This window comes from Chryseobacterium sp. GTID13 (assembly GCF_056172655.1).
The window spans coordinates 1770987-1783963 of the sequence record NZ_JAOCMB010000005.1 but is presented as its reverse complement, the minus strand read 5'-3'; the positions used below and the strand labels follow the sequence as shown (position 1 = coordinate 1783963).

Genomic DNA, 12977 nt, shown 5'->3' with positions numbered 1-12977 from the left:
TTTAAATTTAAATTATAGTATAAGAGCAGAATAATCTGCTCTTTTTTAGTTATTCAAAAAATATCTTTCCGTTTTGATAACTTTTCGGGTAGCTCCTACAAGCTGCTTAAATACTCTTGTAAAATAATTTGTATCTGAAAATCCTGTTTTGAAAGGAGCAAGGTATTATCATCATAACGACTAAATTATCAGACCAATAAATATAGCAAAGCATTCTGTCACCGGAATGCTTTATTATTTCCAAAAGCCGTTATGCTGTGCCCAGTTTTTAAAAGATCCGGCCAGCTGCTGACAGGGCTTCCTTTTTTGCCCAATCCCCAGCCATGCCCGCCAGTCTGAAAAATATGCATTTCTGCTGGTACATGTACTTTATTTAAGGCTGAATACATCAAAAAACTGTTATCAACAGGAGAAATCTGATCATCAGCTGCCTGAGTGATGAAAGTTGACGGCATATTGTCATTAACCTGTTTTTCCACTGAATAGGCAATCTCTTGTTCTGTTGAAATATTTCCTCCAAGAATGCTTTTATAAGAATGGGTTTTATTATTAGGTGGAAGCATTGAGATTACAGGATAAATTAATCCTGCAAAATTGGGTCTGGCTGATAAACTATCTATACTATCAACAGGTTTGTAAAGTTTTTGATCAGGTCTTGCCGAGGTATAGCCTGCAAGATGTCCACCTGCCGAAAACCCCAGAATTCCTATTGTATTAGGATTAATATTATAGTTTCTTGCAAGGCTGCGGATTATCCTTACGGCACGCTGGGCGTCTTCAAAAGGGACATTTGTGGTTTTCCAGTTTTCCTGTGGCAATCTGTAAATAAGTTCAAATGCGGTTATCCCTTCAGATTGAAGCCAATTGGCAGCCGGAGTGCTTTCTTTTCCCAATTCAATGTGGGCATACCCACCTCCGCTGATCACTAAAATAGCAGTACCATTAGGATTCTTAGGTCTGTGGACAATTAACCTGGGATTTGAAACATTGGTGACAGATCCTTTATCACTGATTTTTTCAGATTCTCTGTGCCGTGAAACATCCGGCATGCTTTGAGGCCATAATGGAATTTGCTCCAGCGCAGGAGAAATCTTATATTTTTTATTGGATTGAGATTGGCATATAACAACGGAAATAAACCATACAAAAGAGAACAGGAATTTCATAATAGAAGAATGTCTAATCAGGATAGATAATCCCATTCTGGTAGCTTTTCGGAGTAACCCCTACAAGCTGCTTAAATACTCTTGTAAAATAATTTGTATCTGAAAATCCTGTCTGGTAAGCAGTTTCCTTTATGCTGATCTGTCCGGCCAATAACTCTTTAGCTCTATTGATTCTTTCCTGCAGGATAAAATCATTGGGGGAAGTTCCCAGTTCATCTTTAAACATTTTAAAAAGTTCGACTTGCTTACATAAGCCAGTTTAGCGATACTATCAATAGACAGCTTTTGATGAAGGTTTTTTTAATATAATCTACGGCGAAACCTATCCTTGATTTATTTTTGGCAATATTCTTTTCCACCATACTTCTGGCCTGGGTTTGCATTAGTCTGATTAGCAGTTCCTTCAATGCGAAATCTGCCATGATGTCCTTTTGGGAATTGTCATCCATAGCAATTCTCATGATATTATTGGTAGCAGAAGCAAGAGATTGATTGTTAAATAGAAAAAATTCATCCAGCTGGATATTCCATTGGGATGTTTCATCTGCTTTGGGAAGGCTGTAATTTAAATAGTTAAGAGAATTCTCTATAAATTCAGGATTAAGGCTTAAAGAAATGCATTGGGTCGGAGCTATATCTGCTTCAGGGAAATCGATCACCATCGTTTCACCGGGGGCGACAAGAACACTTTCTCCCGGGAAATAATCGAAATAATTAGTTTTATTATCCAGCTTCATATGTTTCTTGCCTCTCAGCATAGCGGTAAAAGCAATATTTTCAAAATGAAGTTTAACCCCGAAAGCGGCCTTATGGGTCTCGTAAATACTAAATTCACAGTTGTTTAGATTGAATTTTGTTTGGTTTTCAACAAGGTTCAATAACTGGCTCTCCTTCTTTAATTCAGGAGTGTTTAATAAAAATTTATTATTGTTATTCATTTCTAAACATTTTATACAACCCAATCACTCAAATATATAAATTTTAACTCTTCAGTGCTGTTAATAAAATTATAAAATTGAACGTCTGCACTATTTTAATATTTTTTTATACGATTGTGCTATCACTTTTTCTTGGGTAAATGTAATTTGGCATTACGAAAAATAAAATAATACTAATATGAGCACTATGACAGAACCGAAATCAGAGACCGCTTTCCAGTGGCCTGAATTCAAAAACAAATACGACAATTATATTGGTGGTAAATTTACCCCTCCTGTAAACGGACAGTACTTTAATGTGGTTTCCCCGGTGAACGGTAAAAATTTCACCCAGGTAGCCCATTCCTCTAAAGAAGATCTTGAACTGGCTGTCAATGCAGCAGATAAAGCATTCCAAACCTGGAAAAATACTTCATCTACAGAAAGGAGCATTATACTTAATAAAATTGCAGACAGGATAGAGCAGAACCTTGAATATCTTGCTATAGTTGAAACCATAGACAACGGAAAGGCGGTAAGAGAAACATTAGCGGCAGATTTACCTCTTGCCATAGACCATTTCAGGTATTTTGCCTCTGTAATCCGTGCAGAAGAAGGTTCTCACAACGAATTAGATAAAGACACAGTTTCCCTGATCGTTCATGAACCGCTAGGTGTGATCGCACAGATTATCCCCTGGAACTTCCCGATATTAATGGCGGTATGGAAGCTGGCTCCGGCCTTGGCTGCAGGAAACTGTGTGGTATTGAAACCTGCAGAAAGTACACCGGTTTCCATCATGGTTTTAATGGAAATCATCGGTGATCTTCTACCTGCCGGTGTTATTAATATCGTGAATGGCTTCGGAGCCGAATTGGGAAGAGCTTTGGTGACCAATCCGAAAGTATCAAAGGCTGCATTCACAGGATCTACCGCTACAGGACGACTGGTAATGCAATATGCAACGGAAAATATTATTCCTGTCACCCTTGAACTGGGCGGAAAATCTCCAAACGTTTTCTTCAGTTCGGTAATGGATGCAGACGATGAATTTCTGGATAAAGCCATTGAAGGAGCTGTTCTTTTTGCCCTCAACCAGGGAGAGATCTGTACATGTCCTTCCAGACTGTTGGTTCAGGAAGATATTGCGGACGCATTCATTGCTAAAGTGATTGAAAGAGTGAAAGCCATCAAAGTAGGAAACCCGCTTGACAAGACGGTCATGATGGGTGCCCAGGCCTCACAGATCCAGAAAGACAAAATTCTCTCTTATATCCAGCTTGGAAAAGAAGAGGGTGCAGAGGTTCTTGTAGGGGGAGACGTAAACAATGTTGGTGAAAACTTAGAAGACGGATTTTACATTCAGCCTACCATTTTCAAAGGAAACAACAGGATGAGAATCTTCCAGGAAGAAATCTTCGGGCCTGTACTGGCCTTTACCACTTTCAAAGATGAAGAAGAAGCGGTAAAAATTGCCAACGATACGATCTATGGACTTGGAGCAGGAGTATGGACCAGAGATGCTCATCAATTGTACAACATTCCACGCCAGATTCAGGCTGGAAGAGTGTGGGTAAACCAATACCACTCATATCCTGCAGGAGCGCCTTTCGGAGGGTATAAGCAGTCCGGAATCGGTAGAGAGAATCATAAAATGATGCTGGATCATTACCGTCAGACCAAAAATATGCTGATCTCCTACAATAAAAACAAATTAGGTTTCTTTTAATTTTTAAATATTAGGGCGTGCCCGTTTGCCCCGGCAGAGCCGGGGCAAAACGGTCGGGCTGTTCCAGGGCTTCACTTCGTTTCGGTGCTCCATTTCATTTCGCACCGGCTCGTTCCTCGCCGCCCTTCCTATCCCTCACGCGAAAAACCGTATTCCTTATCTGAAATATTCAGGTAGGCGGGAAATGTATTGCCTTTAAGGGATTCACAGTTATGATTGTGAAGAGTCAATTTTGCTTCGCAAGTCAATAGTCAATAGCTGACCGATAGTAAGATTCACAATTGACGATTCACCATTGACCATTTCAATGTGAAAAGTCAATTTGCTTCGCAAGTCAATAGTCAATGACAGACCGATAGTAAGATTCACAATTGACGACTCACCATTCACCATTTCGATGTGAAGAGTCAATTTTGCTTCGCAAGTCAATAGTCAATGACAGACTGACAGTAAAATTCACAATTCACCATGATCATCTAACTAATAAAAAACTAAACTCAGATAAATATGATTCCAAAAACAATGAAAGCTGCTGTAGTTCAAGGCTACGGACAACCACTGAAAATAGAAGAAGTTCCGGTAAGAGAACCCGGAAGATATGAAGTCCTGGTTAAAGTTATTGCCTGTGGGGTGTGTCATACAGATCTCCATGCTGTAGATGGCGACTGGCCTGCAAAACCCAAAATGCCTCTGATTCCCGGCCACGAAGGAGTAGGTATTGTCGTAGCATGCGGTCCTGAAGCGCAGGTGAAAGAAGGAGATGCAGTAGGTGTTCCATGGTTATACAGTGCCTGCGGATGTTGTGATTACTGTATCACCGGCTGGGAAACCCTGTGTGAAGCACAGAAAAACGGAGGCTATAGCGTAGATGGAGGCTTTGCAGAATATGTTATTGCAGATTCAAGATATGTAGGGCATTTAAAATCAGATGTTAATTTCCTGGAAATTGCTCCTATTTTGTGTGCAGGAGTAACTGTTTATAAAGGTTTAAAAGAAACCGAGACAAAACCCGGAGAATGGGTAGCTATCTCAGGAATCGGTGGATTGGGGCATGTTGCAGTTCAGTACGCGAAAGCAATGGGCATGCACGTTGCTGCAATTGATGTAGCAGATGATAAACTGGAACTGGCGAAAAAGCTCGGCGCAGACCTTGTAGTGAATGCGAAAAATACAGATCCCGGGGAATATCTGCATAAAGAAGTGGGCGGAATGCATGGTGCTTTAATTACAGCAGTATCTCCAATTGCATTCAAGCAGGGAATCGATGTACTCAGAAGAAAGGGGACAATAGCTCTTAACGGCCTTCCTCCAGGATCCTTTGAGCTTCCGATTTTTGAAACCGTATTAAAAAGAATAACAGTGAGAGGTTCTATTGTCGGAACAAGAAAAGATCTTCAGGAAGCGCTGGATTTTGCAAATGAAGGATTGGTAAAGGCAACGGTAACCTCTGCAAAGCTTGAAGATATTAATGATGTTTTTGATAAAATGAAGAAAGGTCAGATTGATGGCAGAATCGTGCTGGATATTGCCGGCTCAAATTAAATGATGATGGATTAATGTGCCCGGTGGATTTTTCTGCCGGGCTTTTTGAAACAATAAAAATAGGTAGAATCTTCGTATCTTAGAAGTAAACTTGTTGATGTAAAAGAACAAAAAATGGAAACCACAATATCAAGGCTGTCGGCCACAGAAAAAGCACTGGACGTTATTTTCGAACTGGAAAAGAAATATGGAGCACTGATGTTTTACCAGGCAGGAGGGTGCTGCGAAGGCACTCAGCCGCAATGTTTCGAGAAAGGCGGATTTTTTCCCCGTATGAATGATGCCATGATTGGTACCATTAATGGACATGAATTCTGGATCGACCGCGATTTATTCGAATACTGGAAATATTCACATTTTACCCTCGATGTTACAGAGGGTTTCGGTCCCGGAGGTTTTTCCCTGGAAACACCTTTAGGCAAAACATTTAAAGTCCATTACAGGCTTTTTACCCCTGAAGAATACAAAAACTTAGAGCCTGTAAAACGAAGCGAGTAGGTTAGATGAGCTTCTCCTGTTTTAAATAAATCAGACCTTCACAAACCGGTTCACAAACATAGCTGCGACAATATCTCCTACAGCATTCAGAACAGTGGCCAGTGGGTCTACCAGCGTACCGATAATCATCACAGCCGGAATGGCTTCCTGTGGTAATTTATATACCGAAATCATCAGCATTTCCCCAATATATCCGCCGTTGGGAATACCGCCTGCAACAATACTCACGAAAACCGTAATTCCTAAAGCAAGAAGCAAATTGGAGGGATCAAAAAATCTCTTCCAATGATCAGGAAAGCCACATATATTTTAATAATCGAAGACATCGAAGATCCGTTTTTATGAAGCGTAGTCCCGATAGGAATAACCAGATTGGCAATTGAATTTGGAATACCGATCTTAGAAGCAGCCTGAAGATTTGCCGGCATTGTGGCAAAGCTGCTGCAGGTGCTTAAAGCGGTAAGAGTAGGGTATACCGCATTGGACCAGAAGCTTTTGATTCCCTTTTGGCCATTAGCCATAAAAGCGTACAGCGAAAAGAAAACAAAGAAGTAAATAATTCCTGCAATATAATAAAGCCCCAGAGGTTTAGCATAGAAACCAAACAACTGTGGTCCCAGAGTCGCTACCTGATAGGCAAAATAAGCTCCAAGCCCGATAGGCGCAAGTTTCATGATCAATAAAAGCAATTCTTTCATCACTTCATATCCTGAAGAGATAAATACCCTGAACGGTAAGCCTTTTTCTCCTGATTTTCTGGCTGCAAAGCCCGTCATGAAGGCGAAAATAAGAAGGGCAAGCATATTTTGTCTCGAAAAAAGCTGAGTAAATTCTCCGACTGTAAAAAAGCTGACTATCCTGTTACCCCAATTTTCCTCAGACGCTGTTTCTGCAATTACCTCTGAACTGCCGGAAACCCCTGAAACAGGGAATAAATAGACCGCACAAATGGTAAAAACAGCCGCGGTTAGAATAAAAAACAGGAAAGTAAAGGCCATCACCAGAATGATTTTCCCGAACTTGGATTGCTGCTCAAGAGAAGCAATAGAATTGGACACGGCAAAAAATACAAGCGGCACCACACTTACAAAAAGCAAATTCAGGAATATATCTCCCAGAGGCTTAATGTATTCTACAATGCCCGGTGCAGTAATGCCTATGATGCTTCCTGCTATAATCCCAAATAGTAAAAGTATAATTCCCGAGTAATTTTTAAGAACCTCTTTCATTCAACGCTTTTTATCAAAGATAGGGTTATTTTTAACACTCTCTTATATATTTTTCAGGGACAAATTTCATAAATTTGAGTAAATATCGTTTCTATGGCTTATATAGATTACTATAAAATTCTAGGCGTAGATAAAAGCGCAACCCAGGATGACATTAAAAAAGCTTATCGAAAACTGGCAAGAAAGCTCCATCCTGATCTTAATCCCGACGACAAAGAAGCGGAGAAAAAATTCAAGGAACTGAATGAAGCCAATGAAGTGCTCAGTAATCCTGAAAACCGTGCCAAATATGATAAGTACGGGGAGAACTGGAAGCATGGGGAAGAATATGAAAAAGCCCAGCAACAGCAGCAAAGACAATATCAGCAGCAGAACTATGGAGGCGGAGGATTTTCCGGTGCTGATTTCGGTGAAGGTGAAGGTTTTTCAGATTTTTTCCAAAGTATGTTTGGCGGTGCAGGCGGTGGTTTTGGCAGAAGTTCAAGAGGCAGCTCTTCAGGTAAGTTTAAAGGACAGGACGTTCATGCTGAATTGAATTTAACCTTAAAAGACGCGGCACATACTCATCCACAGACTTTCGAGATCAATGGTAAAAAAGTAAGGATCACCATTCCTGCAGGGGTTTATGATGGCCAGCAGATCAAGCTGAAAGGTCATGGTAATCCCGGTTTTAATGGAGGACCGAACGGGGATCTGTACATCACATTCAATATTCCTGTTGATCCCAATTTTGAAAGGGTAGGTGATGATCTGAAAACAAAAGTTTCAATAGATCTGTATACCGCAGTTCTGGGAGGCGATGTAAAAGTGAATACACTGGATGGAAGCGTCAATCTGAAAGTAAAACCCGAAACGCAGAACGGAACAACAGTAAGGCTGAAAGGAAAAGGATTTCCGGTATATAAGAAAGAAGGACAGTCCGGAGATCTTTTCGTGACGTATGAGGTGAAATTACCTACCGGTTTAACGGACAAACAGAAAGAACTTTTTGAACAACTTAAAAATTCCTAAGCCATGAGTGAAAGAATATCACGGGAAGAACTCGTAAAAATATACAATGTAGAGATCACTTTTTTTGACGAACTGGTGGATGTTGGCCTGCTGAATGTAGAAACAGAGAACGAAATCCGTTATTTACTGTATGATGATTTGCCTGTATTCGAAAGGTTTACCAACTGGCATTACGATCTGGAAATCAATCTGCCGGGTCTGGAGGTAATTAATGATATGCTTTTAAGGATAAAGAAACTGAAGAAAGAAAATCGTGACCTGATGAATAAACTTTCTGCAATAAATGATCAATATGAAGATATTTGATTTAGTTTTGTAATCTTTAAAACAAATTAATATTTTTCTAAGAAATGAATGGAGAGAAAGTCATTAAACTTAATGTAAACAGAAAAGATTTCGAGGAAATTTATTTCAGCGGGAACCAGACAAGCTTATTTTTTTCACCAACTACCAGAGGAAAAACAATTACTACAGCGGTTGTGGGATTAATCCTGCTGATCCTTTTTTTCTTTAAAGGCGATTTAAGCAAAGAAAAATTCGGGATTCTGTATTTTGTGAGCTTTCTATTTCTGCTGTGTACGGTTTATCTTTCTTTAAGCATTAATAAGGTTTCCCGGTGGAAAAAGAAGTGAATAAATATTTAAAATCACTGGAAGATTCCAAAATATATGAGATCAGGTTTAATGATGAGACTTTTAACGTCAACCTTAATCACCAGGAAGAACTAAGCGAATGGGGAGATTTTAAAGACTTTGATGTTAATAATGAATTTATTTCCCTGGAAGGAAAGTTTAATTATATGTTCCCCCAAAAATCAATGAGCAAGGCGGATTACGACAGTCTCAAACAAGCTGTAAAAAAGAATATTAAGGGGTAAAATGGCAAAAAAGCTAAAAGGCTAAACGGCGAAGAGATTAAGGGTAGAAGTTAAACAGCAAAAATAGCTTCTTCATCTAATCTTAGAATTACAAATAAAAAAATCAGAGTGAACAACACCCTGATTTTTTTATTTGTAGAAAGTTGTAAGCCTCAGCAATTTAGCCTTTTCGCCCTTTAGCTTTTTGCCTTTACTCCAGCCACCCCATTTCCTTCATCCACTCATCATTGTAGATTTTTCCTACATATCTTGAGCCATGGTCGTGAAGAAGAACAACAATGACATCATCTTTCGTAAACTGATCTTTCATCTGAATTAACGAAGCAATGGCACTTCCCGCAGAATATCCGCAGAAAATTCCTTCTTCTTTAGCCAGTTTTCTTGCGTATATGGCACCGTCTTTATCTGTTACTTTTTCAAAATGATCGATCACAGACATATCGTAATTCTCAGGAATAATATCTTCCCCGATTCCCTCGGTGATATACGTGTAGGCGTGATCATAGTGAAGTTCACCTGTCTCGTGGAACTCTTTCAGAATAGAACCGTAAGTGTCAACTCCGATTACTTTGATCTCCGGATTTTTTTCTTTGAAGAATGTTCCGCAACCTGTAATGGTACCTCCTGTTCCGGCACCCACTACGAAATGAGTAAGTTTTCCTTCCGTCTGTTCCCAGATTTCAGGAGCAGTGGACTCGTAATGAGCGGCTCTGTTGGATAAGTTATCATATTGGTTCACATACCATCCGTTTTCTGTTTCCTTAGCCAGTCTTTTGGAAACTGAATAATAAGAACGCGGATCTGTAGGCTTCACATCTGTAGGGCATACAATCACTTCAGCTCCTACAGCACGAAGAATATCGCATTTTTCCTTAGATTGCTTGGAATTGGTTACAAAAATACATTTGTAGCCTTTGATGATGGCGGCAAGAGCCAGTCCCATTCCTGTATTTCCTGAAGTTCCTTCAATAATGGTACCTCCGGGTTTTAATCTGCCGTCTTTTTCGGCATCTTCTATCATTTTAAGAGCCATTCTGTCCTTTACAGAATTTCCGGGATTGAACGTCTCTACTTTTGCTAAAACCAAAGCAGGAAAATCTTCACCCAATACTTTGTTAAGCTTTACAAGAGGTGTATTTCCGATGGTTTCAAGAATATTTTTTGCGTATTTCATAAATGTTTTATAAGCGATGCAAAGATAAGGCTTTAAAAATTAGCTGCGTAATTTAAGATGATTTATAATGTGAATGGTGAATAGTCAATAATGAATGCTATTAAAATTGACAATTGACAATTCACCATTCACATTTAATTGTATTTAATCGCCTTAACCGGAGATATCTTACTGATCAGGTAACTCGGAATAATTAATGCCAGTCCTGAAATAATCAGAATTCCTACTGAGATGGAAATAATAGCAACAGGATTAAGGTCTACCGGCACTGTACTTACATAATAGTTTTCAGGATTAAGCTTGATAATACCGAAGAACTTCTGAATCAGGATCAAACCCAGGCCTATTGCATTGCCGTAGAGAAGTCCGGGGATCATGATGATCAGTGTATAATTGATGAAAGTAGCTCTTATCTGTGAATTGCTGGCTCCGAGGGTTTTCAGAAGCCCGATGGAATTGGTTCTTTCGATGATCAGAATTAAAAGGACCATGATAATATTGATCACAACCACAATCAGCATAATAATGATGATCAGGGCAATATTGGTATCGAAAATACTGATCCAGTCGTTGATTTGCGGGAATTTTTCCGTTGCCTTTTCCGCATAGTTTTTGTAGCCGATCAGTTTTTCAATTTCCGGAAAATCTTTGTCGATATCATTCACGTTTCTGAAGAAAATATCAAGACCGCCTATTTCGTCAGGTTTCATTTCCAGAATTTTTCTTACATGATTGATGCCGCCTATAACGAACTGCTCATCAATCATTTTAATATCCGTTTTATAAATTCCTATCACCCTGAAATTACGGTAAATAGGTTTCTGGTCTGCTTTTGAAAATACGGTGACTATACTGTCATTCACTTTCAGATGAAGATCATTGGCTATTTTCTGCGAAATAGTGACATCATTGTTGAAACCCTTTTCTGTTACTTTAGGAGTTGTGCCTGCAACCAGGAATTTTTTGAATCTCAGGCTGTCAAAATCTTTCCCGACTCCTTTGAATATGATTCCCGAAAAATTGTGCTCATTACGCATAATTCCTGTCACTGTTGCATATTTCTGGACACTTTCCACATCAGGAAGCTTTTTAATCTTCTGAATATCCAGTCCCTGATTATCTAAGACAGAGGTATTGTAAGAAGAATTGGATCTGGTAGACCGTACAGTAATATGTCCGCTAAAATCCGCCAGTCTTTCCTTAATGGCTTTCTTGGAGCCGAAGCCGGTAGCTACGGTAATTAAAGAAACAATGATCCCCAAAGCTACAGAAAGCCTGCCGATGAAGATGATAACTCTTGAAAGGTTATTTTTGTTATCTTTGGAAAACGCTATTTTTCTAGAGAAATATAAAGGAAATTTCAAGCTTATGAATTTAGATTTCAAAATTAAAAATTTACTTCTTATTTGCCTAATTTTTTTAGGAGTATTCAATCAATATTATTCTCAGACTCAAGTTCAACCGGATTTCAAAACGGGAGCAGACCAGCCTGAACTTTATCTGCCTTTGCTGAAGAACAAAACAATCGGGATAGTGACGAACCAAACGGGTTTGATGAGCGATAAAAGCTATGTGGTAGATTTTCTGGTGAAGAATAATATTAAAATTAAAACAATCTTTGCTCCTGAACATGGTTTCAGGGGAGATGCTGATGCCGGCGAAAAAGTAAAAAACGGAGTCGATACCAAAACCGGTATTCCTATTATTTCTTTATATGGAAACAATAAAAAACCAAAACCGGAACAACTAAAAGGGTTAGATGTCGTAGTCTTCGACATCCAGGATGTAGGAGTAAGATTTTATACCTACATTTCAACTTTAACCTATTTAATGGAAGCCGGAGCAGAAAATAATGTGGAAATAATGGTACTCGACCGTCCCAATCCGCATGATGGCTATACTGACGGACCGGTTCTGAAAAACAAATGGTCAAGTTTTGTAGGAATGCATGAAGTTCCTGTAGTGTATGGGCTGACGATAGGAGAATACGGAAAAATGGTCAATGGCGAAAAATGGCTGAAAAATGGAGTTCAGGCAAAATATACCCTGATTCCGATGAAAAATTATCATAAAAAACAGCGTTATTCTGTTTTGGATAAGCCTTCACCAAACCTTCCCAACGATAAGTCTATTAACCTGTATCCCAGTCTATGCTTCTTTGAAGGAACCCAGGTTTCCGTAGGAAGAGGGACCAATCTGCCATTTCAGATTTACGGATCTCCCTGGACGCAAGGGCTGCCGTATCAGTTTACACCCAAGCCAAATTTTGGGGCAAAAGATCCTTTCCTGAATGGAAAACTTTGCTACGGTGAAGATCTCTCTGCCTATCCGAAAGATCTTAGGGAACTCAATCTTGAATGGCTGATCAAATCTTATAAGGCATATAAAAATCCTAATCAGGGCTTTTTCCTTGAGAATTTGTTTTTCGATAAACTGGCCGGAACGGATGAATTCAGAAAGCAGATTATAGCCGGAAAATCAATTCAGGAAATCAGGGCTTCGTGGAAAAGTGATCTGGATAAATTTGAAAAGATCCGAAGCAAATATGTTATTTACGAGAACTGATTTTAAAAGTCAATAGTCAATTTGGCTTCGCCGGTCAATAGTGAATCGTTGAGTATGATAAAATTCACTGGAGAAGCCAAATTGACTATTAACCATTCACTTTTTATCAGTCAAAATTCTGTGGCGGCTTATTATCATTCTTTCCCTTATTAAGGATAAAAAGCCCAATAGATAAACCTATAACTCCGGCAAAAGCTGTCATTAATGCTCTTTCCAGTTTATCAGGCAGATCATTTCCGATATAATTCATTAAAAAAGAATCACAAATG

The 12977-nt window shown here is 39.2% G+C and carries 14 protein-coding genes and 1 pseudogene; 8 read left to right on the top strand and 7 right to left on the bottom strand.

From position 1 onward, the window contains the following. Positions 1 to 218 precede the first annotated feature (218 nt). Genes N4G44_RS14870 through N4G44_RS14860 form a run of 3 tightly spaced genes read right to left on the bottom strand, consistent with a single transcriptional unit; the run spans position 219 to position 2104 of the window. Entirely contained in the window at positions 219 to 1166 is a 948-nt protein-coding gene (locus N4G44_RS14870; protein WP_474928012.1) for an alpha/beta hydrolase, read from the bottom strand. Positions 1167 to 1179: 13 nt separating this feature from the next. Then, positions 1180 to 1392, bottom strand: a complete 213-nt coding sequence (locus N4G44_RS14865; RefSeq protein ID WP_474928010.1) for a helix-turn-helix transcriptional regulator — start codon at positions 1390 to 1392, stop codon at positions 1180 to 1182. A gap of 19 nt (positions 1393 to 1411) precedes the next feature. After that, complete coding sequence (locus tag N4G44_RS14860) at positions 1412 to 2104, bottom strand: AraC family transcriptional regulator (protein ID WP_474928008.1); 693 nt, start codon at positions 2102 to 2104, stop codon at positions 1412 to 1414. Positions 2105 to 2282: 178 nt separating this feature from the next. Between N4G44_RS14860 and N4G44_RS14855 the strand changes: the two genes are divergently transcribed. The 3 genes from N4G44_RS14855 to N4G44_RS14845 all read left to right on the top strand — a co-directional run bounded on the left by N4G44_RS14855 (position 2283) and on the right by N4G44_RS14845 (position 5852). Then, entirely contained in the window at positions 2283 to 3812 is a 1530-nt protein-coding gene (locus tag N4G44_RS14855; protein WP_474928007.1) for an aldehyde dehydrogenase family protein, read from the top strand. Positions 3813 to 4319: 507 nt separating this feature from the next. Further along, positions 4320 to 5354: an alcohol dehydrogenase AdhP gene (gene adhP, locus N4G44_RS14850; RefSeq protein WP_474928005.1), complete on the top strand. Its 1035-nt coding sequence runs from the start codon at positions 4320 to 4322 to the stop codon at positions 5352 to 5354. A 114-nt stretch (positions 5355 to 5468) separates the two neighbouring features. Next, positions 5469 to 5852, top strand: a complete 384-nt coding sequence (locus N4G44_RS14845; protein ID WP_474928003.1) for a DUF779 domain-containing protein — start codon at positions 5469 to 5471, stop codon at positions 5850 to 5852. Between the two features lie 30 nt (positions 5853 to 5882). Here N4G44_RS14845 and N4G44_RS14840 read toward each other — a convergent pair. Then, positions 5883 to 7081, bottom strand: a pseudogene (locus N4G44_RS14840) (dicarboxylate/amino acid:cation symporter). Between the two features lie 93 nt (positions 7082 to 7174). On the opposite strand from N4G44_RS14840, the gene N4G44_RS14835 reads away from it, so the two are divergent. The 4 genes from N4G44_RS14835 to N4G44_RS14820 are packed head-to-tail and all read left to right on the top strand — an operon-like array spanning position 7175 to position 8969. Beyond that, entirely contained in the window at positions 7175 to 8092 is a 918-nt protein-coding gene (locus N4G44_RS14835) for a DnaJ C-terminal domain-containing protein (protein ID WP_474928001.1), read from the top strand. 3 nt (positions 8093 to 8095) lie between these two features. Then, positions 8096 to 8398 (top strand): chaperone modulator CbpM, encoded by a 303-nt coding sequence (locus tag N4G44_RS14830; protein ID WP_474928000.1) that lies wholly within the window; start codon positions 8096 to 8098, stop codon positions 8396 to 8398. Between the two features lie 44 nt (positions 8399 to 8442). Continuing rightward, positions 8443 to 8724: a hypothetical protein gene (locus N4G44_RS14825; RefSeq protein ID WP_474927998.1), complete on the top strand. Its 282-nt coding sequence runs from the start codon at positions 8443 to 8445 to the stop codon at positions 8722 to 8724. Next, positions 8721 to 8969 (top strand): hypothetical protein, encoded by a 249-nt coding sequence (locus N4G44_RS14820; protein ID WP_474927996.1) that lies wholly within the window; start codon positions 8721 to 8723, stop codon positions 8967 to 8969. The genes N4G44_RS14825 and N4G44_RS14820 overlap by 4 nt, the downstream gene beginning before the upstream one ends. Positions 8970 to 9159: 190 nt before the next feature. Here the strand turns inward: N4G44_RS14820 and N4G44_RS14815 are convergent, their stop codons facing one another. Together N4G44_RS14815 and N4G44_RS14810 are read right to left on the bottom strand one after the other, a co-directional pair. Further along, complete coding sequence (locus N4G44_RS14815) at positions 9160 to 10143, bottom strand: PLP-dependent cysteine synthase family protein (RefSeq protein WP_369840361.1); 984 nt, start codon at positions 10141 to 10143, stop codon at positions 9160 to 9162. A gap of 134 nt (positions 10144 to 10277) precedes the next feature. Then, on the bottom strand, positions 10278 to 11507 hold the full coding sequence (locus N4G44_RS14810) for an ABC transporter permease (RefSeq protein WP_474927994.1): 1230 nt from the start codon (positions 11505 to 11507) through the stop codon (positions 10278 to 10280). Between the two features lie 4 nt (positions 11508 to 11511). Here N4G44_RS14810 and N4G44_RS14805 point away from each other — a divergent pair, with 4 nt between their 5' ends. After that, a complete protein-coding gene (locus N4G44_RS14805; protein ID WP_474927993.1) occupies positions 11512 to 12708 on the top strand; it encodes an exo-beta-N-acetylmuramidase NamZ family protein in 1197 nt (398 codons plus the stop codon). Between the two features lie 106 nt (positions 12709 to 12814). Here N4G44_RS14805 and N4G44_RS14800 read toward each other — a convergent pair whose 3' ends face one another. Next, positions 12815 to 12958 carry a hypothetical protein gene (locus tag N4G44_RS14800; protein WP_474927992.1) on the bottom strand — a complete coding sequence of 48 codons (144 nt, stop codon included), beginning with the start codon at positions 12956 to 12958 and terminating at the stop codon, positions 12815 to 12817. Between the last annotated feature and the right edge of the window lie 19 nt (positions 12959 to 12977).